This window comes from Alcanivorax jadensis T9 (genome assembly GCF_000756655.1).
Lineage (GTDB): Bacteria > Pseudomonadota > Gammaproteobacteria > Pseudomonadales > Alcanivoracaceae > Alcanivorax > Alcanivorax jadensis.
In genome coordinates this window covers 127,266-150,650 of record NZ_ARXU01000007.1, presented here as the reverse complement: position 1 = coordinate 150,650, position 23,385 = coordinate 127,266, and the positions used below count along the sequence as shown (strand labels likewise).

Below are 23,385 nucleotides of genomic sequence, written 5' to 3'. Positions count from 1 at the left end.
GTATGGCACGCGGCAAAAAGGCTTGCCGGTGCGGAAAACAGGGAAATATTGGGCTGTTCGGCGGTCAAACGCAATCGACCCGGGGCGGTAAGGTAGATCATTTTTCTGTTGAAACCACCGGGGTAACGGGTATTTCGCTGCGCATCATTATCACCTTGGCCGGCCAGTCGGTTACACTAGGGCCCATTCACTGCTGCCGCAGGCGCCTGCAGGTCCGGTTGCCCGCGCGGTATGTATCGTCACCGCAGGCTTTCATGCGCTGCCTTTATCAGGTGTCGGTGCCTTTTTGCAGACAAGGATGAGTGGGCCAGCCCTTGATTCTTCATCGTTATATTAACCGGCAAGTTTTCCTGACCACCGTCATGGTCACCTTTATTCTGGTGATGGTGCTGGTCAGTGGGCGCTTTATCAAATATCTCGCCGAGGCCGCTGCCGGTGAAATCGCCGCCGATGCCTTGTTTCTGGTGATGGCGTTCCGGATGCCGGAATTCCTGCAGATGATCGTTCCCCTGAGTCTCTATATCGGCCTGTTGCTGGTGCTTGGGCGCATGCACATGGATAACGAGATGGTGGTGCTGCAGGCGGGCGGGCAGGGCCATGGACGGATTGTTCGTTCGCTGATAATGCCGATTCTCATGGCCACCACCCTGGTGGCCATGTTTTCCCTCTATGTGACCCCGCGCGGCGATGCGGAAGTGAACCGCATCTTTGAAGAGCAGAAAGACCGTTCGGTGCTGGAGCTCCTGACTCCCGGACGCTTCCATGTAAAGGGCTCAAGCAATACCCAGCGCGCCACCTATGCGGAACAGATGAATCGGGAAAAGGGGGTACTGGAAAATGTGTTCGTGGCTGATGCCCGTTTCCAGGCCCGGGGTGAAGCAGATCGGTTGCTGACGGTGTGGGCCAAGAGCGGAAAGCTGGTACAGGAAGATGGCATCAGCTATTTGCTGCTGACCGAGGGTTTCCAGTACCAGGGCAAGCCGGGTCAGAGTGACTACAAGGAAATCGGCTTCCAGGAAGCGCGGGTACGTATCGGCAAGGAACGGACCGACAGTCGCCCCCCCAAGGTGCGCGGCCGTCCCACCCCGGAGCTGATCGACGAGCGCGACAGTAACCGCGATGCCATGGCCGAATTGCAGTGGCGTATTGCCCTGATTCTTACCGTGCCAATCATGGCTCTGGCGGCGATTCCGCTGGCCCGGGTCAACCCGCGTCAGGGGCGCTTTTACCGCCTGATCCCGGCGGTGCTTGGCTACATGCTCTATGTAGGCATGCTGCTGGTGACCCGTAGTGCCATCGAGGACCATAGGGATGCTCTACCTTGGTATCTGCATACCGGTTGGGTGCATCTGGTGGCTGTGGTGGTGGTGTTTCTGTTGTATTTCGGTGGGCGGATTTTCCGCCGCAGGAGGCGGGCGTGAGATTATTGAGACGCTACTTCTGGCGGGCGGTGTTGATACCCACACTGGCCATCCTGGGCATTATCGTGGGCCTGGATTGTCTGTTCGGTTTTATCTATGAACTGGAAGGCCTGCGCGGCGATTACCAGGCCATGCAGGCCCTGCAGTTTATCCTTACGACAACGCCGCGCCGGGTGCACGAATACCTGCCGATGGCGATCTTGCTGGGCACCCTGATTGGCCTGGGCCTGCTCGCCAATAGTGGTGAATTGTCGGTGATTCGGGCTTCCGGTGTGTCCACGCTGAAGGTGAGCTGGCTGGTGTTGCGTCCGGTTTTCCTGCTGATTCTGCTGTCCATCCCTCTCGGCGAGTATCTGACCCCATACTCGGAACAGGTGGCGCAGAGTAACCGCTCCATGGCCGAAGGTGGCGGTGAGGCGTTGCGCTCCAAGTACGGTTACTGGCACCGGGAAGGGCCGGAATTTATCCATATCAATGCGGTGCAGCCCAACGGCGTGCTCTATGGACTGACCCGTTATCGGTTTGATGACAACCATAAACTGACAGAAACCCAGTTTGTGGAACGAGCCATCTACCAGGGGGATTTCTGGTCGCTGGAGGGCATCAAGGGAACCCGGCTTTCCGACCAAGGCACCGAAGTCTTCAGTCGCGACAACGCCCAGTGGCAAACCAAGCTGACCCCGCAATTGCTCAGCATCGTGGTGCTGGAGCCGGATCATCTGGCCATGGCCAAGTTGCTGGAGTACACCGATTATCTGAAGCGACAAGGACTGGAGACCGCCGATTACATGCTCAGTTTCTGGCAGAAACTGTTCATGCCACTGGCTACTATCGGCATGGTGTTGATTGCCATTTCCTTTGTGTTTGGGCCCTTGCGCGAAGTGACCATGGGCCTGCGCCTGACAGCGGGGATCGTGGCAGGTCTGATTTTCCATTATGGCCAGCAGTTTTTTGGTCAACTGTCCCTGGTGTTTCACACCGATCCACTGATGGCCGCCGTGGTGCCGCCGGCGCTGTGTCTGATCCTGGGTATCTGGTTGCTGCAGCGGGTACGATAATCATGACAATCTGGAGGGGGCAGGGACGCACCCATAAAGGGCGACGGCATGCCAATGAGGACACTCTGGTGTGCCGGGATGGTGACGGCCTGTGGGCAGTGATCGATGGCATGGGCGGCCATGATGCGGGTGATCTGGCGGCGACCATTATTCGTGAGTCCCTGGACGCTGTGACGTTGGGGGGCAGTATCGCCCACCGGCTATTGGCCGTGGAATCTGCCCTGCTTACCGCCAATCACGCCATTCGCCATCACGCTGCCCTGCATCTGCGCAGCAAGCCGATGGGGGCCACCGTGGTGGTGCTGTTGATTTACCGGGATGAGGCCGCGGTGCTGTGGGCCGGCGACGCCAGGCTTTACCGCCATACCGATCAGGGCACCGTCTTGCTGACTCGCGACCATACCCCGGTGCAGGCCCTGGTAGACGCGGGTGAGATTGATGAACGCCAGGCCATGACGCACCCCCGAGCCCATGTGATTTACCAGGCCATCGGCAATGGTGACAAGCTGGAGCTGGAGCAGGCGCGTTTCGATATTTCCGCCCAGCAGCAGTTTCTGCTGACCTCCGACGGTGTACATTCGGTGCTCACAGTGGACCAGCTGGGGCAGTTGATGGCAGAGGGCGCCAGCGAATCCGTCATCCTCAAGGCCGCGCTCAATGCCGGCAGCAAGGATAATGTGACAGCGGTAAAAGTGTCCGCCGGTGAACACGGGGAATAGACAAATATCTTTCTGAGGCTGGCAAAGCCGTCATCTGCTGGTATACTCGCGCCCCACTGCCAGAGTGGTGGAATTGGTAGACACGACGGATTCAAAATCCGTTGCCTTCACGGGCGTGCCGGTTCAAGTCCGGCCTCTGGTACCAAATGGCAGTGCGGTAGCATCCGAGGGAGTCCTCGATAAGCTATAAAAACAGTGGGTTATCTGAGGATCTCTTCCGCTACCGTCCGATAGAGTTTGTTGACATCTGGCCCCACCTGGGGCCAACTTTGGGGCCAACATCCAAGCCCAAAGACGGCGAAAGCCATGGAAACCAACAAACTCAGCGACGTAAAAATCCGCGCAGCAAAGCCCCAGGACAAGCTCTACAGCATCTCTGATGGTGAGGGGATGTTCCTGGAGGTCTCCCCCAAGGGCGGCAAGTGGTGGCGCTTCAAATATCGCTTCAATGGCAAACAGAAGCGGCTCTCTCTCGGTACTTATCCCAGCACAAGTCTCAAGGTGGCCCGCGACAAGCGACAGCAGGCCCGAGAGCTGCTCGCCTCCGGAGTTGACCCCGCTCAACAGCGTAAAACCGAAAAGTTGGCCACAGAAACAGCCTTGCGCAATACCTTTGCCGGGGTCGCGGAAGAGTGGGCACAGAACAAGGTGCAGAGCGAGAAGTGGACGCCGACAACGGAGAAGAAGCGGCGTATCTGGCTGGATAACGGTCTTATGCCCTACCTGGGCAGCCGTCCAATATCGGAGATCACCACCGCCGAGCTGTGGGGTGTTCTCCAGCACACCCAAAAGACCAGCGGCTATACTGCAAACCGCCTGAGAGGCATGGCCTCCGAGATCTTCAATTTCGCCATGGCTACTGGCCGTGCGGATAGCAACCCTGCCTTGCCTCTACAGGGGCAAATCGCCGTCAAAAAGGAAAAGCATCGTCTGGCGATCTTGGAGCCGGAAGAGGTCGGCAAGATGCTGCGTGCTATTGATGGCTGTCAGGCTGCGGCAACTACCAAGGCGGCAGCTAGGTTGGCCCCGCTGGTGTTTGTCCGGCCAGGAGAGTTGCGTCATGCCGAGTGGTCAGAAATCAATCTAAAGAGGGCGCTCTGGAGCATCCCGGCAGAGAAGATGAAGATGCGGGAGTCACATGTGGTTCCCCTGTCTCGACAGGCCGTTGCCATCCTCAAGGAAATCCAGCCTCTCACAGGCAATTCAGGGTATGTCTTTGAAGGCACCAAGCCTGGGGAGCCGATCAGCGATAACACTCTCAACAAGCTGCTCAAAACTCTCGGGTATAAGGGCAAGATGACACAGCACGGGTGGCGGGCGATTGCTCGTACCTTGCTTGATGAAGTATTGGATGTCCGAGTGGATTGGATTGAGCATCAGTTGGCTCATTCTGTCCGGGATGCTAACGGTCGAGCCTATAACCGCACTTCGCATCTTGAAGGGCGAACGGGGATGATGCAATTGTGGGCTGATTATCTCGATAAATTGAAAGCAAGTAAGTAACGGTTTTTGCATAAAAACGTTCTGGATAAACGTCATGAACGCGGAGCGAGCTCTTGCCTGGGGCTTGGTGTAATGGAATGCAACTTATAAGTGGGAAGTGTATTTAGAGGGGGGGGGGAATGGAAAGGCAGCTGTTTAGGTACGATGAGATCGTCGAAGGTGACATTGATACCCAGAGCAAGGTAATGAAATTGCTGTTGGCTGGGGAGATCCCGGCTTTTATCAAAGCAAGTAACCCATACTCCGTCATTCACGGGTATGTCGGTGACAAAATCCGTAATCCGGATAATTACTTCCTTTACGAACCAGTAAAACAAAACAATGTTGCTGCCTTCCGCTTGGGGGGGGAGGCGCTAGAAAAGCTTGCCAAGTTGGGAGAGGTAGATTGCCAGTATTTTGATGAGGGGCTAGGTTTTGATAATGATGGGCGACCTGTCAGGTATTTAACAATAACACGTAACTATGTTCCCGGGATGAAAAGCATATTCTCGGATATGGCAATACCTCAAGATGAACTTGAAAGTCTGAAAGCTGGAGGAGTTTACAGAGACGAGGAATGTGAATCTCGATTCGATTTAGCTATTTATCCCAAGATTCGCTACGAGAGTAATATTTCAGGGCTTGCCGTTGGTCGCCTGTTTCATGACCGACCATTGGACGGGATATTTGCATTCTCGGTAGATTTTATCGATCTGTTGATTCGTGCTTTGAGGTCTCCAGGCGCGGAGCCTATAAATGTATCGAACGGCACAACGTTTCATGCTGAAGTGCTAAAATCTATCAAGGCCGTAGGTGTTTTCTCGTTTCCTTATCTTTCGGCAACAGTTGCAGATGAGTCTTGGCGGGTTAAAGGTTGTCGGCCGACATGGCATGGCAGTGAAGTTGTCATAGATGCTCAGAGCGGGAAGGAAATGCTTTGCCGGCCAAGAGTCAGACATGAATACAAGTTATGTGATTACGCTCTTGGTGCCGACTATCTAGAAAATGGTGCTTCATCATCTATCGTTCCTGAGCCTAGAAGAATATCGGTACGGGCGTCGCAGCTACTTTTTCTGGCTGGAGACAGGGATGCATTGACTTGTGAGAAAGTTGATGAGCTTGACACCGAGTGTGGAGAAGAAGCACAGGAGGAAAGTTCATATGAAAGACCAGAAGTCCCGCCAGAAACCCCGTTTTACGAAAGTTTCAATGATGTAGATGGATTTCCTGAAAGTAGGGAAATGGCTATTCAGTGGATCTGCGAGGTTACAAAGGTCGAGGAAAGCCAATTATCGAATGCGGATAAACTGATTAATTATGCAGCAATTGCAATTTGCACATGGAGGCAGCCACTTACTGATGGAAAGCCAAACAGATTTTACTGCGGTCAATTAATGGGACTATTGCCTGAAGATTGCAATAGCTACCTAGACGAGCTGGAGAGGTTAGTGGTTCTCCGGTTTAAAAGTAATAATGGGCGGACTCTCCGTAGAGGGGTCCCTATGGTCAAAAGAGAAAATGACAAAGAGATCTGGAAAAAAACGATCCTGAGAGTACTTTTCAAAGCCTGGAAAAAGTATGTATTTGACCGGTCGAGGACGGCTAATAAAGAAAGTAGGAAAAAGTGGGCCAAGGATTTGAAGGCCTTTCTAGATTTGAATCATATCAAGGAAGACTATGTGGAGGCGGTGTCAAACATACTGCTAAGCGATCAGGATGTAGAGAATTTATTTCTTTGAATGTTTTTTAAATCAATAGGTTACGTTGTTTTGTTTCGGAATAAGGGCGCCGTTGTTCCTTGTTCCCTGCAACAGGTCTGATGTTCTCTACATTTTGGGCTCCTATTAACTACGAAGGAGTCCAAAATGGATCTTTCAATCCCCAAAAGCAGCACCCTTGTGGCAGACAATAGTGGTTCTCACTATGTGGATGCGCTTCAATGCCAGGTTATCCGCTTGCCAGAGTTACAGCGGATAACGGGCCTCTCGAAGTCCACCATCTATGCCAAAATGGATCCCTGTTCGCCTTATCATGACCCTGATTGGCCGAAAAAAGTGAATCTCGGCCCCAGATCCGTGGGCTGGTATCGGCATGAAGTCATCAAATGGGTTGAGTCCCGGTCAACCTCTGCGGCATGGGAGGCTTGATCATGGAATATCCGATGACACGCGAGCCCAATCCTGCAGCACTCTGCTATTCCCAGCCTCTCTTTGGTGAGGCTGTGCGCCAGGCCCATCAAAATTTTCAGGCACCTTACCGGCTGTGTTTAATGGGAGGGCTGGCGGCACTGTCGTCAGCCGCCCAGTCCCTGGTTGATGTGGTCATGCCATATGGTGCAAGAGTACCAGCTGGTGTGTATTTGGCGCTTATAGCGCGTTCTGGCGAGCGAAAATCAACAGTTGAGCGCAGATTCATGAAAGAAATTAAAGCGCTCGATGACAATCTTGAGGAAGAGCACAACTGCAACTTGGCAGATTACAAAGTCAAAATGTTGGAGTGGAAGAACCGGAAAAAGCAACTCGAAAAGAAACTGGGTAAATCAGGTAACGACCAACATGAATTGACCCGTATCCGAGAGGAGCTGCGTGAGCTATTGGCTTCCGAGCCAACCAAGCCCCAGCGAGCAAAGCTGGTCTATGAGGACATTTCACCCATGGCAATGTTGAATGCGTTGAATGAAACAGGGGTGGGTACCTTGGTTTCAAGCGAAGGAGGTATCATTGTGGATGGGAAATCGTTTGACGCGGTGCCACATTTGAATTCCCTCTGGAGTGGCGACAAGGTCTCTGTCGCGCGGGTTGGCAAGCCCTCTCTGAATATCAGTGATGCAAGGCTTACTGTGTCGATTATGCTGCAGCCGGAAATATTCAAGCCCCAAACCGGAAAGAAAGGGGAAAAGATCCGTGGTTCGGGCCATTGGGCCAGGTACCTGGTGATTAACCCAGAATCAACACAGGGGACTCGTTTATCCACCCGACAGGCCAATTCCTGGGAGCATCTGGATGCGTTCGACCGTCGAATCCGTGAAATCCTGAGTAAGGCCAGAATGGCACGGATTGTGGGGGATGTTGAGCGTGAGGAAATCCGATTCTCGGAGGAGGCCGCAGCGGCATGGTACAAGTTGGCGGACCGTATTGAGGAGGCAATTCTCCCTGGCGGTCAGTTCGAGCATGCTTCCGATCACGCGTCCAAGCTGGGTGAAAATATCGCCCGGGTGGCTGCACTGCTGCACTTCTTTGAGGGGGACGGGGGCGCCATCACGGTAGAAACGCTCAATGTCGCTGCGGACATTTGTAATGAGTGCTCGGACGACTTCCTGAAGCTGTTTGTTCCTCCACCGGAAGAGGTCAGAGATGCAGTAGAGCTGGATAAGCTCATAAACCGGATGCGTGATGATGGTCTGCGATTCATTCGGAGGACTTACCTTCACAAACGCTGCCCCAATGCTCAACGAACCGGAGGGCGCTTCTTCCGGGCTTTGGATGTTCTGCTGCGTGAAGGGGTTATTCGTTCCTACGTGGACATGAGCAACTCGCAATGCCTGGATCTGTGTCCGCTGCTCCCGCTGCCTTGGGGGGGGCCGCTAAACGGACATCACTGATCAAATTTACCTGCGATTCCCGCGACGCGCAGCGGGAATCGCGGTTTTTTTGATGTGGAAAGTCGCTTTTTTCTCTTCTTCTCCCGAACCTCTACCTATTTGTTTGGACAGTGGCACATTCCGTGTTTGCAGCACCCATTTCATTGTTGTGCCTGGCTTTCGACTGGGGTGGACGCTCGTTTCTTTCCCTGTAATAGATTTGTGGTATAGGTAATTGATTTTTGATAGCTAAAATCAAATAACCCGACATCCCTTCAATCCACAATTATAAATTTACAGCCAAGCATTTCCTATGGTGAAACCAAAATAGGAAATGTGAAATGTCACGTCATCAAGATTACCCAAACCTGAAACTCATCTATGGAGATGAATGGAGAGGTCTTCCTCTAGGGAAGCAAGCTCCGTATGGAGAGCGCTACCTTGAAGTCAATTTGAACGTTATGAGGAGCGCCATAGAGAGGCACAGACGTAGCTTTGTAGTGCTGTTCGTTCTCCGTCTTCCCTACGGATACGCCATGCCAGCTAAAGGCCTGATCAGCCGATTCATGAAATCCCTAAAGGCTCAGGTTCAGGCTGACCTGAATGCTCGATCAACTGAGTCGGGGCGGCGGCTTCAAAGCGACGTTACCTTTCTCTGGGCCAGGGAGAAGAGTGGGGCAGAAAACTGTCACTTTCATGTCGCGATCTTTCTGAATCGGGATGTGTACAATTCAATTGGTAACTATGAGCTACAGTGGTGCCTTGAAGGCTATGATTTCTTTGCTCCAGGGAGGCCCCGCGCAGGGTCGCTCCATCATCGCTTGACCAGGGCTTGGGCCACGGCGTTGGGGATTTTTGAGGAGCAGGGGGTGGGATTAGTGGATTATCCGCGCAACGCTGAGTACCACCTAGATGCACACGATATCGATTTTCCCTTTGCGTTTGCAGATCTGTTCGGACGTCTGAGCTATATGGCGAAAATTCGCACAAAAGACTATCGAGCGGGAGCCGACTGTTACGGGTCTAGCCGGGTCCCCGGCAGTGAAGCCTATTTCCCTGATTACGAACCATTTTGAAAGGGTGAGGGCGAAACGGGCTGGTCGCTAGCCAGCCCCCCAAAGCCAGCCCTTCACCTCATCCCTATTAGCCAGTACCACCTGCTGGGCTTCGGGATCTCGGTGCTGTGGCCCATCCAGTCTAAGCAGCTGCACAATGTAATTGGCCATGGCGGCTCGGCACTCAATGGTCAGCGCGCCATCGGTCATGCCGTAATCCAGAGCAATCACCGCCTGTTGAGCCGCAGAGAGGCGAGGGTCCGGGGTGACCTGCAGAGTAAGCCGCTCTTGCCAGGCATCATCCTGTTCAGCGTGGTGCTCGCCTGGAAGGGTCAGATCGGGTTCATCCTGAATCCGGCTTAGTACGAAATCCCGGTAGCCACTACTCTTCTCGCACCAGGCACGGACATGCCAGCGCATGCCACTGTGCACCACGGTGTGGGGTTGGATAACGCGGTACTCAGGCTCTGGGTTACTCAAGGAGGCGTACTGGATCTCCACGCGGAGTTTGTCCCGGCAGGCCTGGAGAATCGGGCGCAGCACACTGGGGCGTAGGTCACGAGAAGGAGGAAGCAGCGCTTCGGTATTGAGCTCGCGCACATCCAGGGCCTCAAAGGCACAACTGAGGTCCTCCCGGGCATGCATCATCTGAAGGTACTCATCCGCCACGCCCCGTGTGAATACGGGCTTGAAGGTGCTGGCGGGCTTGTACCCCTTCAGGGAGCGGTCGTATTCCAGGTTGCCAGGCGCATATTCAGCAAGATAGTGGTTAATGTCCTTGCTGGCCTGCTGTCGGCCAATGCCAAATGCTCGCTGAAGGTGGTTGGTGGTCAGCCGCCCCTCCCAGAGGGCGATCACCTCGATCAGTCTATAGCGCAATAACAGATCCCAGCGCAGCGGCCAGTCTGCTGCGTTTTTACCCGCAGTCCGTGCCATGGATATGCTCCAAAAAGCGATATGTGCCAAAAGGCGACGTGTTCATGTATTCAGTATCGACATGACAATAATAAGTAAATAGCCTTTGGGTGTCACCATGGACGAGACAAAAGCGGCAGGATGCCGCATCTGACTTAAGGAAAAGTGGCGAAGGAGAAAACAATGAAAGTCTATGCACTACTGATGCTTGTCCTGGCGACCATGGCCTTTACCGGCTGTTCCGACCCCACCATTGATGCCTCCAGTGAGGCCAAGATGAAAGAGTCTGTGGCCAAGGTGCGAGAGTCATTGCCCGAAGCGAAGCGGGCAGATTTCGATCAGGCGGTTCAGTTGATCGCCTTTAGCCAGATCGATATGAAGAGCCTGTTTGCCAATGGCGGTGCCGATGCCGGTGATGTGGAGGGCAAAATGCGGGACGCCCTGAACGGCAAGACCGCAGAGCAGGTACTGGCCCAGGCAGAGCAAATTCAGGCCGAACGCAAAGCTCGAGAGAAAGAGCAGGCACTGGCCGAGATTCGCGAACTCGTTGCCAAGCGGGACAAGGCTGAGCAGGCCAAACAACAGCTGGATAAGTTCCAGGTAGTTCGCTCCCGCTTCTATATGCGAGAAAGGCAATACCTTGGCGAGCGGCCGATCATTGAGCTGACGGTCAAGAATGGCACGGATCAGGCCATCTCCCGTGCCTATTTCTCCTGCACCATCGCCAGCCCTGACCGGAGTGTGCCTTGGCATGAAGACCAGTTTAATTACAGCATTTCCGGTGGCCTGGAGCCCGGCGAGGAAGCTACCTGGACGCTGGCACCGAACAGTTATTCTGATTGGGGCAAAGTGGATGCCCCTGCAGATGCTGTCTTTACGGTGATAGTGGAACAGCTGGACGGGCCGGACGGCGAAGCCCTGTATTCCACCAGAGACTTCAGCGAGCGAAATCGTAACCGCTTGGCTGAGCTGAAAAAGCAATATGGAGTTGATTAGACCGGCCCTCCTGCATCATGGGATGCCTGATGCAGGGGGGGTAATAGGGGAGAAGGAATGTGTAGAGGGGAGGCACTCATGATTCTTTGTGATAGCCTTTCCAACACGATGAATAACCTTCACAAAGCACCAAAAAAGGTGGCGTGGAGCCAAAATGATATTGGCCGGATAAAAGAGGGCTGATAGGGGGGAGTTGGCAGCAACTCAAAGGGCCACGAAGGAGCCTGGTGCTGCCTTGGCCTTATATGTCGGGCCAAGCAGGGGAAAAGGGATTTATGAAGTCTGTCAATTTCGAGTTTCTACGCCCGGCCAATGAGTCGTTGGCCGAAGTGGCCGGTTTGGCCGAGGCGGTCCTGCATGTTGATCCTGGCAGCGCTCTGACCCGGCTCAGGGGCTTTGCAGAAGAAGTCACCAAAGCCATCTACAAAGAAGAGTTGTTGCCGCGCCTGCCTCAGGCGACCTTCTACGAGTTGCTCAAAGACCCGGTGTTCACTGCCTGTACCAGCAAGCCGCTGGTCTACCAGATCAATGCTTTGCGGATTCAGGGCAATGAGACCGCTCATGGTGCCAAGGGCTCGGTGAGGGATGCCAAGCTGGCATTAGGTATAGCGCACCAGCTCGCCATGTACATGGCTATCAAGTATTACGGGAAGAAGAAGGCAGATATTCCCGACTTCCAGGAAATCCCGGATCAATCCGCTGCGCTTGGCGAGCTAAAGCAATCGGTTAGTGCTTACAAGGAAAAGCTGGAAGCCCGGCAGGAAGAGGTAAAGGCTCTCCTGGATGAGTTGGATAGGGAGCGGACAAAAAATGTTCAGCATATCGATCCGCCCCAGCCTGTAGAGCAAAAAGAGAAGCACCAGAAAAGCCAGGCGGTTGCCGATAGCCTGCAGTGGAACGAGGCCAAAACCCGCAAGCAGCTCATTGATGTAATGCTCACCAAGGCAGGCTGGGATGTGGATGACCCGGAGCAGGTTGGTCAGGAAGTCGAAGTGGACTTCCCCAATAACCCCTCAGGCAAGGGCTATGCCGACTACGTGCTGTGGGGCGATAACGGCCAGCCCCTGGCCGTCGTGGAAGCCAAGAAATCCGGAAACACCAGCCTGCAGGCGGGCCGCGAGCAGGCCCGCCTGTATGCCGATGCCTTCGAGCGCATGGGCTACCAGCGCCCGGTCATCTTCTACAGCAATGGCTACGAAACTTTCATCTGGGATGATCACCAGTACAACGCGTACCGTCAGGTCTACGGTTTCTATAGTAAAGACAGCCTTAATTACCTGATTTACCAGCGCCACTACCGCGCCGCCGAACTGGAGAAGTTCAACCCGGAGCTGCGCATTGCGGATCGCCCCTACCAGATTGAGGCCATCAAGACGGTTGCTGCCCACTTCCAGGGCCAACGCCGCAAGGCCCTGATCATTCAAGCCACCGGCACCGGGAAAACCCGAGTGGCCATTGCCCTGGGCGAGCTATTGTTGCGCACCGGCTGGGCCAAGCGTGTGTTATTCCTTTGCGATCGCAAGGAACTGCGCATTCAGGCGGACGACGCCTTCAAGCAGAACCTGCCTAGCGAGCCTCGCTGTGTGATTGGCGAAACCAACCAGATTGACCAGAATGCGCGCATCTACATTGCCACCTATCCCGGCATGATGAACCGCTTCGCACAGCTGGATGTGGGCTTTTTCGACCTAATCATCGCCGATGAATCCCACCGCAGTATCTACAACAAATACCGCGACCTGTTTGACTACTTCGATGCACTCGAAGTGGGGCTCACCGCCACCCCGGTGAAATTCATCAGCCGCAACACCTTCGACATGTTTGGCTGTGAAACCACCGACCCCACCTTCGAATTTGGTCTGGATGCGGCCATCAACAACGAACCGCCGTACCTGGTGCCGTTCCGGGTCAAGGATCTCACCACCGATTTCCTGCGTGATGGCATCCACTACAACGACCTGAGCGATGAACAAAAGCAGCGGCTGGAAGAAGACCTGGGAGAGGAAGAAGCCCGCAACACCACCATCGCCGGCAAGGACATTGGTCGTAAGATCTTCAGCGAAGATACCGACCGCATCATCCTGGAAAACCTGATCAATAACGGCATCAAGGATGAAACCGGCTCCCTGGTGGGCAAGACCATCATTTTTGCCCAGCGCCAGGACCACGCGGAGCACCTGGAAGCGCTGTTCTGCAAGCTCTACCCGCAATATGGCACCAAGGTATGCAAGGTCATCCACAACAAGGTTCCCCATGTGGATAGCCTGATCAAGGAATTCAAGAAAGCCAACAACGACTTCCGCATCGCCATTTCCGTGGACATGCTCGACACTGGCATTGATGTCCCCGAAGTGGTCAACCTGGTCTTTGCCAAGCCAGTCAAATCCTGGGTCAAGTTCTGGCAGATGATCGGTCGCGGTACCCGTTTATGCCCCAACCTGTTTGGCCCCGGCAAGGATAAAACCGAATTTCTGATCTTTGATCATTACAGCAACTTCGACTTCTTCGAGCAGGAATACAAAGAGCCGGAAGACACCGGCGGAAAATCCTTGTTGCAGACCACCTTCGAGGCCCGTCTGGAGCTGGCCGAAAGCGCTCTCAAGAACAGTAATGCTCCAGCATTCGATGCCGCCATCGCACTGCTTCAGGCCGATATCAACGACCTGCCGGAAACCAGCGTTGCCGTAAAACGTGAGCTGCGCCTGGTACACCAGCTTCAGCAAACCGATGCCCTGAAGAAATTCGAGGCCTCAACCCGGCATAAGCTGGCCGAGACGCTGGCTCCCCTCATGTCAGCCAGAGTGCTGCGAGACAAGCACGCCACCGCACTGGATAAGCTGATCGCCAGCATCCAGCGCTGCCTGGTGGAGCAGGCCAGTTGTTTTGAAGATGGCCGGGATGAATTCCTGGCCGAACTGGACAAGCTGGCAGTGAATATCCAGGCCGTCCGGCAGAAAGATGCCCTGATCGCCGACGTACGCAGTGCAGACTTCTGGCAGCAGCCCAGCATCGAGAAACTGGAAAATGCCCGCAGCGGGTTGCGCGGCATCATGAAATACAAGCAATCCGGCGGAACAGGCGGCTACACCACTCCCTCTACCGGTACGTCTGATGGTGGAGTAGAGGAAGGGGAGCGGCAAGTCACCATCGCCGGCGCCAATGAGGCCATGCTCTATCGCCGCCGCCTGAAAGGCATTCTCGATGACATGCTGGCGGCTAACCCTGTGTTGCAGAAAATCAGACAGGGTGAGCCCATTGCCGTGGCGGAACTGGAAACGCTCACCTCCACCATCCTCACCAGCCATCCCGGCGTCAGACTTGAAGTGCTTAACGACTTCTATGGACGAACCGCCGACCAACTGGCTGTCACCGTCCGGGAAATCATCGGGTTGGACCCGCAGGCAGTGGAAAACCACTTTCAACAGTTTCTCCACCAGCATCCCAGCCTCACTGCCCAGCAGGTGCGATTCATGAACCTGCTCAAGAACCACATTGCCCAGCATGGCTCCATCGTCGTAGACAAGCTCTACGAGGCACCGTTCGACAGCATCTCCCACGAGGGCATCGACGGCGTCTTCAGCCCCGAAGATGTGGATGACCTAATTGCCGTGCTGAAACCCTTTCTGCGCCAGGATGATGCGCATTGACCTACTTTAGCTGAGGAAAATGGATGATCTGGAATATCGAACACTTCATCGCAATAGCTGTAGCCTCCCTTATTGTTGGCGGACTTGGCTACTTGTGGGCAAAGCTGAATTCGGCCAAAAACATTACAGGTTTGGAAGGGTTGCTTGCGCAGGCCAGGTCTGAAGTCAGTGCAAGGGACGGCCAGTTGAGGGAAGCACAGCAGGATGTGTCCTCTCTAAGAGACAGCAAACACCTGAAAGAGCAAGAGATCATCAGGTTTGAAGAGAAGTTAAATGCGGCGACGCAAACTGAAGCGCACCTGAATAAGCTGCTGGATGAGAAAAAACAACAACATGACGTGTTGAGTGGAAAACTGGATGAAATAAACCAGCAATGCCGGGATGCAGAGAAACTGCTTGAGTCTGCACAGGCACGAACCAAGGCTCAGGAAGAGCAGATCAACGAAATCCGCGCCAGCCTCGTGAAGAGCCAGTCCGCGCTGGAGGCCAAACAGGTAGAGATGACGGATCTTCAGGCATCTCATACTCGACTGAAGACTGAGCAGCAGGAACGCGAAGCCAGCCATGCTCGCGAAGTGGCGACCTTCGAGAAACAAAAGGAAAGCCTGAGCGAGCATTTCAAAACGCTCTCCAGCGAGATTCTCGAAACCAAGGCAAAATCACTGCAGGAAAGCAGCAAGCTTACCTTGAGTTCGGTGATGAACCCGTTCCAGCAATCCATTGATAACTTCAAGAAAGAAGTGCAAGACATCCACCACAGGGAAACCACCCAGCAGGGAGAGTTGCGCAAGGAGCTTGAGTCCCTGAAGGCACTCAACCAGCAAATCACGCAGGAAGCACATGAGCTGTCTACTGCACTACGCGGTCAAAAGAAGCTCCAGGGCAACTGGGGCGAACTGGTACTGGAAAACGTGCTGGATCGATCCGGTCTTCAGTTGGGCAAGGACTACAAGCGGGAAGTCAGTATTACCACGGAAGAAGGGCGTCATCGCCCCGATGCTATCGTCTACTTGCCGCAGGAAAAGCACCTGATCATCGATGCTAAGGTTTCCTTGAACGCCTATACCCGCTATGTGAACAGTGAAGATGAGCAGGAAAGGGCGATTGCGCTGAAAGAACACGTAGAAGCAGTCGCAAGCCGGATTCGAGAGCTGGCCGACCGGGATTACTACAAGCTGCCAGGGCTGAACTCCCCTGAAATGGTATTCATGTTCATACCCATTGAGTCGGCATTTGTAGAAGCCTTGAAAGCGGATGAGTCCCTTTTTCAGAAAGCCATTGAAAATAATGTACTGGTTGCCACACCGACTACCTTGCTTACCAGTCTGAATATCGTTCGTCAGTTATGGCGCTATGAAGACCAGAATAAACACACCGCAGCCTTGGCGAACAAGGCTGAATCCGTGTTCAAGAAGCTTAATTCGTTTCTCGCCAGCTTTGAAAAACTGAAGAAAAGCCTGGATGCCGCCACCGATGCCTACAGCAAGGCCGAGGGGCAATTACTCAGTGGCAGAGGGAATCTGGTGAAGCAAGTGGGTGAGTTCAAGAATCTGGCGCCGGCCATCAAGGCTGAGTTGCCAAGCTACTTCGTCGAAAAGGCCGCACTGGAAGTGGACTTTATCCCGGTAAGTGCCGAGAAGGAGCAGGCGCCAGAGCCACAAGAAGAGAGCGCCAGTGTAGAGCCCGAATAAAATTAGGGCGCGTGCTGGAAAATTATCTGTAAGCCTTGATTCGTCTTATTAGAGGTCGAAATAAGGGTAGAAATGCAAATCAAGAGATCAACTAAATGCTCACAGGCCAGCTAAAAAACGACATCGACAAACTCTGGGAAAAGTTCTGGACCGGGGGCATCACCAACCCCCTCACGGTCATCGAGCAGATCAGCTACCTCATGTTCGCCCGCATGCTCGACATGCAGGAAGAAGTGGCAGAGCGTAAAGCCGCCCGCAGCAAGAAGGAGCTCGACCGCCTGTTCCCGAACACCCCGGAAGGTCAGCTACTGCGCTGGAAGAACTTCAAGAACCTCAGCGGCAAGGAGCTGCACAAGCACCTGAAGAATGCTGTCTACCCCTATTTCGCCAGCCTGGGGCAACATGCAGAAGAAGAGGGCCTGGGCAGCGAAGGCAGTGCCACCCAGGCCCTGGGTCACATCGGCGAATACATGCAAGACGCCGATCTGGAGATCAAGAACGAATCCGTACTGGTCTCCGCCGTGGAAATGGTCGATAACCTGCCGCTCACCCAGAGTGACGTGAAAGGCGACATTTACGAATACCTGCTCAGCAAACTCACCACCGCCGGCATCAACGGCCAGTTCCGCACCCCGCGCCACATCATCGACGCCATGGTAGAACTGATCGACCCGCAGCCCACCGATGTGATCTGCGACCCGGCCTGTGGCACCGCCGGTTTTCTGGCCCGCGCCATGGAATACCTCAACCGGGTGCATTCCAGCGATGCCGGTACCTTCGAAGACGAAGAGGGCAACAAGCACTACACCGGCGACCTGCTGGAGCCCTATCGGGAACACATCAACAAACAGATGTTCTGGGGCTTCGACTTCGACACCACCATGCTGCGCGTCTCCAGCATGAACATGATGCTCCACGGCGTAAACGGCGCCAACATCCTCTACCAGGACAGCCTCAACAAATCGGTAAAGGAAAACTACCCGGAACAGGAAGAAGACTTCTTCGACATCATCCTCGCCAACCCGCCGTTCAAGGGCAGCCTGGATGAAACTAACACCAATCCTGATGTGCTCGGCCTGGTCAAAACCAAAAAGACCGAACTGCTGTTTGTCGCCCACATTCTCCGCGCCCTCAAACTCGGTGGCCGCGCCGCCGTCATTGTGCCCGATGGCGTGCTGTTCGGCTCCTCCAAGGCCCACCAGCAGCTACGCAAGGAGCTCATCGAAAACAACCAGCTCGAAGGCATCGTCAGCCTCCCCAGCGGCGTGTTCAAGCCCTACGCCGGTGTCAGCACCGCCATCCTGCTCTTTACCAAGGGTGGCACGACCGAGCGGGTTTGGTTCTACGACCTGCAAGCCGACGGCTACAGCCTGGACGACAAGCGTACCCCGCTGAAAGGCGAAGGCGGTGATGACTTGCCAGATGCCATTGCCAAATGGAAGCAGTACAGGGAATTGGTGGAAGCCAACGCCAGCGACAAGAAAATAGAAAAAGCCTTTGGCGACAAGACCCAGAAAGCCTTCGTCGTCAATGCCGCCGATATCGCCAGCAACAAGTACGATCTCTCCATCAACCGCTACAAGGAAGTGGTATACGAAGAGGAAGAATACGAAGACCCGAAAGTGATCCTCAAGCGGCTAATGGTGTTGGAGAAGGAGATTATGGAGGATTTGAAGGATCTGGAGGGGATGCTGTGAGTTGGCCTCTGGTGAAATTAAAGGACTGTTGCCAAGTCGTGGGCGGGGCAACCCCTAAGCGGAATATCCCTGAATATTGGGATTCGGCTGATGTGCCATGGGTCACACCAAAGGATGTGTCGAAGCTGTCAGAGCCGGTGTTAGATGACGCCCCTGAGTACATATCAGATGAAGGTTTCCGTAGCTGTGCTACATCTATGCTTCCGAAGGGAAGTGTTTTGGTAACTTCAAGGGCGCCTATTGGAAATATAGCGATAACCGGTAAAGATATGTGCACGAATCAAGGCTTCAAGAGTCTGATTCCTGGAGAGAAAATTGATGGGCTGTATCTGTACTACTGCATGTTAGCTCATTCAGAGAAGCTGCAAGCGCTTGGGAATGGGGCAACATTTAAGGAGGTTTCAAAAAAAATAGTTGAGGGATTTGAAATTCCTCTGCCTCCTTTGAGCGAACAAAAACGCATCGCCACCATCCTCGACAAAGCCGACGCCATCCGCCGCAAACGCCAGCAAGCCATCCAACTCACCGACGAATTCCTCCGCGCCGTGTTTCTGGATATGTTCGGTGATCCGGTGACTAATCCGAAGGGGTGGGAAATCGCTAAATTATCTGATGTTGGTACTTTAGATAGAGGCAAGTCAAAACACCGACCAAGAAATGATCCTGCATTGCTTGGTGGTGATTACCCTTTGATTCAAACTGGCGATGTTGCCAACTCCAAGGGCTATATCAAGAAATACAAGTCTACCTATTCTGAGCTGGGTCTGGAGCAAAGTCGTCTGTGGCCAGCTGGGACTCTATGTATCACGATTGCTGCAAATATAGCCAAAACCGGGGTTTTAACTTTCGATGCTTGCTTTCCTGATAGTGTGGTTGGCTTTACGCCTAATCATAAGGCGACGGTTGAGTATGTTCAGCACTGGCTGGGTTTCCTGCAAAAGACCCTGGAGGCAAGCGCCCCGGAGTCGGCACAGAAAAACATTAATTTGGCTATTTTGCGTAATCTTGATATCCCATTGCCGGAAATTGAAAAACAGAGGGCGTTCTCTGAATTAGTTGAGAGAACCATTCGGCTATTAGAAAAAAGTACAGTCTTTATTTCGGATAACGAATACCTGTTTCTGTCTTCTAGTCAAAAAGCTTTTTCTGGAAGCCTTTGATTGTGAAAGGGGTGCAATAATGAGTAATACCTCACAGTTTGACGCATCAGCTTCAATGCTAGGTTACATTTATCAGATCAGGTATGCGCTGTATTTGTCGTTAAGAAAACTACCCGAAATAGCTGATCCTGAGCGCTTCAATGTATCTATCGAGAAGTTAGATGACATCGCATTTGATGACGATGGTTCGCCAGAAGAATTATTGCAGACAAAGTTTCATGGTAGTCAGGGGAACATTACGGATAGAAGCTCTGATATATGGAAAACGGTAAGAGTATGGGTAGAGTCAATTCAGTCTGGTGATATTTCACTCGGCGACATGGTTTTATCTTTGGTGACAACCCAGGCGGTTGTGGATGGTTCGCTGGCAAGTTTGTTAGGGGTGGGTCAGGAAAGAGATATAGATAAAGCCCTTCTAATAATGTCTAAGATTTGCGAGGAGTCAAACCAGACAAATAGCATGGGATATAAGGCATTCAAGGGTCTCAGTGATGCTGAAAAACGTAGTTTTTTGGGGTCGGTTTACATCGTAGGAAAATCAGATGACCTTTTGAGAATTAGAGAAAAATTAAAACCAATTGCCAGGCAGTATGTGCCGGTGCAAGCGGTTGATGCGTTCATTAATCGACTTGAAGGGATTTGGTTTAAGTGGATTGTAGAGGCTTTGAGTCAGTCACCATCTGGCGCTATTAATTTGGGGTTCCTTCAAGATTTTGTTGAGAAAATAAGGCCTGAATATTCTCATGCTAATCTTCCTGATGAATATGCTGAGGCATTGCCTGACGCGATAGATGTCGAGGGGGATATGCGAGTTTTTATTAAGCAGATGCGCTTATTTGATGCCCCAAAAAAACTAATCGAGATTGCGATAGTAAACTACTATCGGGCATTTGAGCAGAGAAACAAATGGGCTGGAGATGGGTTGCTGAATCCTGGCGAGCTCAATGGATTTGATAGAAGGCTAATTGAAAAGTGGGATGAAGAGCAGGCATTTTTGGAAATGCAGGAAGAATTTGATACAGCGGATGCCAAGAGAAAGTTTGCAGCCAGGCTTTATCAGTACTGCCAGCAGAGGGGGGTTGTTCCTATCCGCTCCGACTTTATGGGGGATTATTTATCCAAAGGTTCTTACCATTTGTTGTCAGATGCGCTGAAAATAGGATGGCATCCTGATTATGGAGAGTTAGGAGATGCCAGCAACGAGGATGTCGCCTAAATGATTATTGATGCTGAATTGTCAAAAGAGGAAGCCAATCTCTATAACCCGGCCTATGTCGGGGTTGTCTTGTATCAAGCGGTTAGGGAGTGTTCGAAAAAAAATCTGCAAGGGCTGCATTGTTCGCTTGTGTATTTGATTGCGCCTCTAGCCCTGTCCGGTCGTTACTCATCAATATTGCCGAATTCAACTTCAACCCCTTTGGCAGGGTGGGTTTCTGACCATGAGGGGTATTTGGCCGGGTTTGCAAGTTCAGTGAACGCATACATAGATGTGGTTAACCTTGCAATCGTGTTTCTCCTAGAGCATGAAGCTATTTCTTTATCGGAAGATGGTTTTTTTATTATAGATGATGAGGCAATGCCCCAAATGCCTGCGATAGTTAATAAGAATGAAAAATTTAAAAATAATTATTTAAGTGCTGGGTTTCTGGGTAGATGGTTTGGATTGTCGCCATCTATTGAAGGGGTTTATGCGTATCTTGGAGTAATGCCATGACCATGCAAATATTAACGGTTTCGTTATACGGGAAAAATGGTCAGCGGCGAGATGTTACGTTCAAGCCTGGGTCTGTAAATATCATTACGGGGGCTTCTCAACGTGGGAAAACCTCGCTCATCCACATAGTGGAGTATTGTTTAGGGGCGAGCGAGTGCATGGTCGCGGCGGGTCACATTCGGGATAATGTTGACTGGTACGCAGTGCTATTGCAGTTCCCCGATTGCCAGGTATTTATTGCACGTGCTGCCCCAATGCCTGGCAATAAGGCCGCCTCTCCATGCTGTTTACTTGTTGAAAAAGCTGTTTCGTTGCCGAACAAGTCAGATTTAAGAGGCTCTACTAATGTTGATAGTGTAGTGTCATTTCTGACCCGGAAGATTGGTGTGCCGGAACATGTTACAGAAGTTCCTGAGGGGCAAACAAGGCATCCTGTAACTATTGGGTTTCGGCATTCCAGATACTATTTATTTCAAAGCCAAACCGAGATTGCGAACAATGAAATCCTGTTTCACCAACAAGCAAGAGACAGAATTCCGCAAAATATAAAAGATACTTTGCCCTATTTTATCGGTGCAGCTGAAGATGACAGACTTTCCGATATGCAAAAGCTGAGGTCTTTAAAGCAAGACCGAATGAGGCTGGTAAAGCAGATAAAAGAAATAGACTATCTAAAGGGCGACGGCCTTCAAAAAGGGTACGCACTATTATCAGAAGCTGCCGAGTTGGGATTATACAATTCGAGTGACTTAATTCCAAAGGATGAGGTGCTGCTGGAGCATCTCAAGGCTATATCAAATTGGTCTCCATCACTAGATGCCGAAATGGATGAATCTCCGGACGCCTTAGTGGCCTTGGAGGCAGAGAATAGACGGCTTCAGAATCAAAGAAGGTCACTAAAAATAAGGCTGAGGGAGGCGCAAGAATACAGTTCGTCAGAGTCAGGCTTTGAGAGAGCTGTGAACGACCAAATGTTGCGGCTCCAGTCAGTTGGGTTGTTTGAGAAGTTTGATGCAGTGCCAGAAGTTTGTCCGGTATGTGATGGGCCGCATAAAGGGGGCTCAAAATTTCAGAGCATCATAAAATCCTCTTTGGAAGAGCTTTCTGAAAAGTTGCAGGGGGTTGGAAGAACAAAGCCTCGTATTAGTGGATATGTAAATCAGCTGTTGGAGGAGCAGAGCGAGGTAAATAACAACATCAGGCGCATCAAGCAGTCCATTGGAAAGATTAGATTGCAAGATGGCGAAGATGAATTGCGTGATGATTTAAATACGCTGAGATCCAAGTTGGCAGGGAAATGTAGCCTGTACTTGGAAAGCGTAGATTGGTCTGATGATAGCGGGGATTTGGAAGCTCAGTTGGCATTGTTGGAGGAAAGCATATCAATGCTATCTGAGAAACTCGATCCTGTTGCGTTAAAAGAGAGGCTGGATGCGCAACTTAACTGTATATCCGAGGATATGACTGTTTGGGCGCAGGAACTTGGCCTTGGATACAGTAATCACAGAATTCGGTTAGATGCATCTAAATTAACAGTCGTTGCCGATACGCCTGATGGTCCCGTGACACTTGATAAAATGGGGAGTGGTGAAAATTGGATGGGATACCATGTCGTCACCTATCTTGCTCTGGCAAAGTGGTTTATAGAAAGGTCGCGTCCGGTTGGCCGATTTATTTTTTTTGATCAGCCCTCCCAGGTGTACTTTCCGGCTGATAAATCCGATTCTGGTGACCTTTCAGAGATTGAGAAGGATGAAGATAGAATAGCTGTTAAAAAGCTATTCGAATGGATTTTTAAAATCGTTAATGAATTATTTCCAGACCTCCAGGTTATTATAACCGACCACGCAGATATCGATGAGCCTTGGTATCAGGACTCCATTAGGGATAAAAAATGGAGAGGGGATTATGCTCTCATTCCGAAAAGCTGGTACGAGGATTCCGAAACAACTGAGTCTGTTTTTTATGCGCACCTTCAAGAGTTGATTGCTCGTTGTAAAGAAGAAATTGACTATACCCCGGTGTATTTCATCAGAATGATTGAAGAATTAGGTGCAATTAAAGCGGTTTCGAAATTGGTTCTTGACTCGAATGTGTCAGAGGGTTTTGCGAAATTGGCTTTGGTGGGGCGCCTTGATCTTAGTGTTGAGGCGGTGGTGCTTGAAGATCGATGGTCGTCTTTGTTTGAGGAAGATGTAATTCAAGCGGCGAAATCAAAGTTAGGGAAGGAGTAGTGGTAGTACAACTCGG

At 52.1% G+C, this 23,385-nt stretch carries 17 protein-coding genes and 1 tRNA gene; 17 read left to right on the top strand and 1 reads right to left on the bottom strand.

Annotation, left to right across the window (positions count from 1 at the left end; translation table 11 throughout):
• Nucleotides 1-302: 302 nt before the first annotated feature.
• From lptF to T9A_RS10785, 9 genes are all read left to right on the top strand, one after another.
• Nucleotides 303-1,421: an LPS export ABC transporter permease LptF gene (lptF, locus tag T9A_RS10825; protein WP_232222077.1), complete on the top strand. Its 1,119-nt coding sequence runs from the start codon at nt 303-305 to the stop codon at nt 1,419-1,421.
• Nucleotides 1,418-2,479: an LPS export ABC transporter permease LptG gene (gene lptG, locus T9A_RS10820; RefSeq protein WP_052042828.1), complete on the top strand. Its 1,062-nt coding sequence runs from the start codon at nt 1,418-1,420 to the stop codon at nt 2,477-2,479. Before lptF ends, lptG begins: the two co-directional genes overlap by 4 nt.
• Before the next feature lie 2 nt (nt 2,480-2,481).
• Nucleotides 2,482-3,198, top strand: coding sequence for a PP2C family protein-serine/threonine phosphatase (locus tag T9A_RS10815; protein ID WP_035248205.1), 717 nt, complete (start codon nt 2,482-2,484; stop codon nt 3,196-3,198).
• Nucleotides 3,199-3,256: 58 nt separating this feature from the next.
• Nucleotides 3,257-3,343 (top strand) — tRNA-Leu (locus T9A_RS10810).
• 161 nt (nt 3,344-3,504) lie between these two features.
• A complete protein-coding gene (locus T9A_RS10805; RefSeq protein WP_035248203.1) occupies nt 3,505-4,701 on the top strand; it encodes a tyrosine-type recombinase/integrase in 1,197 nt (398 codons plus the stop codon).
• A 119-nt stretch (nt 4,702-4,820) separates the two neighbouring features.
• Nucleotides 4,821-6,419, top strand: a complete 1,599-nt coding sequence (locus T9A_RS10800) for a hypothetical protein (RefSeq protein WP_035248201.1) — start codon at nt 4,821-4,823, stop codon at nt 6,417-6,419.
• 126 nt (nt 6,420-6,545) lie between these two features.
• Nucleotides 6,546-6,827 (top strand): helix-turn-helix transcriptional regulator, encoded by a 282-nt coding sequence (locus tag T9A_RS10795; protein WP_084573477.1) that lies wholly within the window; start codon nt 6,546-6,548, stop codon nt 6,825-6,827.
• A gap of 2 nt (nt 6,828-6,829) precedes the next feature.
• On the top strand, nt 6,830-8,281 hold the full coding sequence (locus tag T9A_RS10790) for a YfjI family protein (RefSeq protein WP_198030660.1): 1,452 nt from the start codon (nt 6,830-6,832) through the stop codon (nt 8,279-8,281).
• 320 nt (nt 8,282-8,601) lie between these two features.
• Nucleotides 8,602-9,336, top strand: coding sequence for an inovirus Gp2 family protein (locus T9A_RS10785; RefSeq protein ID WP_035248199.1), 735 nt, complete (start codon nt 8,602-8,604; stop codon nt 9,334-9,336).
• Between the two features lie 27 nt (nt 9,337-9,363).
• Here T9A_RS10785 and T9A_RS10780 read toward each other — a convergent pair whose 3' ends face one another.
• The gene (locus tag T9A_RS10780; protein ID WP_035248197.1) at nt 9,364-10,251 is read right to left on the bottom strand and encodes a helix-turn-helix transcriptional regulator; all 888 of its coding nucleotides are present in this window, start codon (nt 10,249-10,251) and stop codon (nt 9,364-9,366) included.
• A 162-nt stretch (nt 10,252-10,413) separates the two neighbouring features.
• On the opposite strand from T9A_RS10780, the gene T9A_RS10775 reads away from it, so the two are divergent.
• The 8 genes from T9A_RS10775 to T9A_RS10740 all read left to right on the top strand — a co-directional run bounded on the left by T9A_RS10775 (nt 10,414) and on the right by T9A_RS10740 (nt 23,369).
• A complete protein-coding gene (locus T9A_RS10775; protein WP_035248195.1) occupies nt 10,414-11,226 on the top strand; it encodes a DUF6694 family lipoprotein in 813 nt (270 codons plus the stop codon).
• A 275-nt stretch (nt 11,227-11,501) separates the two neighbouring features.
• The gene (locus tag T9A_RS10770) at nt 11,502-14,873 is read left to right on the top strand and encodes a type I restriction endonuclease subunit R (protein WP_035248268.1); all 3,372 of its coding nucleotides are present in this window, start codon (nt 11,502-11,504) and stop codon (nt 14,871-14,873) included.
• Between the two features lie 23 nt (nt 14,874-14,896).
• On the top strand, nt 14,897-16,564 hold the full coding sequence (gene rmuC, locus T9A_RS10765) for a DNA recombination protein RmuC (protein WP_156964884.1): 1,668 nt from the start codon (nt 14,897-14,899) through the stop codon (nt 16,562-16,564).
• Nucleotides 16,565-16,659: 95 nt separating this feature from the next.
• Entirely contained in the window at nt 16,660-18,261 is a 1,602-nt protein-coding gene (locus T9A_RS10760; protein WP_035248193.1) for a type I restriction-modification system subunit M, read from the top strand.
• Nucleotides 18,262-18,272: 11 nt separating this feature from the next.
• Entirely contained in the window at nt 18,273-19,421 is a 1,149-nt protein-coding gene (locus tag T9A_RS10755; protein ID WP_198030659.1) for a restriction endonuclease subunit S, read from the top strand.
• A gap of 19 nt (nt 19,422-19,440) precedes the next feature.
• Nucleotides 19,441-20,637: an ABC-three component system protein gene (locus T9A_RS10750; RefSeq protein WP_035248191.1), complete on the top strand. Its 1,197-nt coding sequence runs from the start codon at nt 19,441-19,443 to the stop codon at nt 20,635-20,637.
• The gene (locus T9A_RS10745) at nt 20,638-21,135 is read left to right on the top strand and encodes a three component ABC system middle component (protein WP_035248189.1); all 498 of its coding nucleotides are present in this window, start codon (nt 20,638-20,640) and stop codon (nt 21,133-21,135) included.
• Complete coding sequence (locus tag T9A_RS10740) at nt 21,132-23,369, top strand: DUF3732 domain-containing protein (protein ID WP_082808142.1); 2,238 nt, start codon at nt 21,132-21,134, stop codon at nt 23,367-23,369. Before T9A_RS10745 ends, T9A_RS10740 begins: the two co-directional genes overlap by 4 nt.
• Nucleotides 23,370-23,385 lie beyond the last annotated feature (16 nt).

What these genes read in the sequence shown, in the direction of transcription:
- rmuC (WP_156964884.1), top strand. Translation starts at nt 14,897, where the DNA reads ATGATCTGGAATATCGAACACTTCATCGCAATAGCTGTAGCCTCCCTT.
- T9A_RS10815 (WP_035248205.1), top strand. Translation starts at nt 2,482, where the DNA reads ATGACAATCTGGAGGGGGCAGGGACGCACCCATAAAGGGCGACGGCAT.
- T9A_RS10795 (WP_084573477.1), top strand. Translation starts at nt 6,546, where the DNA reads ATGGATCTTTCAATCCCCAAAAGCAGCACCCTTGTGGCAGACAATAGT.
- T9A_RS10780 (WP_035248197.1), bottom strand. Translation starts at nt 10,251, where the DNA reads ATGGCACGGACTGCGGGTAAAAACGCAGCAGACTGGCCGCTGCGCTGG.
- T9A_RS10770 (WP_035248268.1), top strand. Translation starts at nt 11,502, where the DNA reads ATGAAGTCTGTCAATTTCGAGTTTCTACGCCCGGCCAATGAGTCGTTG.
- T9A_RS10750 (WP_035248191.1), top strand. Translation starts at nt 19,441, where the DNA reads ATGAGTAATACCTCACAGTTTGACGCATCAGCTTCAATGCTAGGTTAC.
- T9A_RS10745 (WP_035248189.1), top strand. Translation starts at nt 20,638, where the DNA reads ATGATTATTGATGCTGAATTGTCAAAAGAGGAAGCCAATCTCTATAAC.
- T9A_RS10800 (WP_035248201.1), top strand. Translation starts at nt 4,821, where the DNA reads ATGGAAAGGCAGCTGTTTAGGTACGATGAGATCGTCGAAGGTGACATT.
- T9A_RS10785 (WP_035248199.1), top strand. Translation starts at nt 8,602, where the DNA reads ATGTCACGTCATCAAGATTACCCAAACCTGAAACTCATCTATGGAGAT.
- T9A_RS10775 (WP_035248195.1), top strand. Translation starts at nt 10,414, where the DNA reads ATGAAAGTCTATGCACTACTGATGCTTGTCCTGGCGACCATGGCCTTT.
- T9A_RS10760 (WP_035248193.1), top strand. Translation starts at nt 16,660, where the DNA reads ATGCTCACAGGCCAGCTAAAAAACGACATCGACAAACTCTGGGAAAAG.
- T9A_RS10805 (WP_035248203.1), top strand. Translation starts at nt 3,505, where the DNA reads ATGGAAACCAACAAACTCAGCGACGTAAAAATCCGCGCAGCAAAGCCC.
- T9A_RS10740 (WP_082808142.1), top strand. Translation starts at nt 21,132, where the DNA reads ATGACCATGCAAATATTAACGGTTTCGTTATACGGGAAAAATGGTCAG.
- T9A_RS10790 (WP_198030660.1), top strand. Translation starts at nt 6,830, where the DNA reads ATGGAATATCCGATGACACGCGAGCCCAATCCTGCAGCACTCTGCTAT.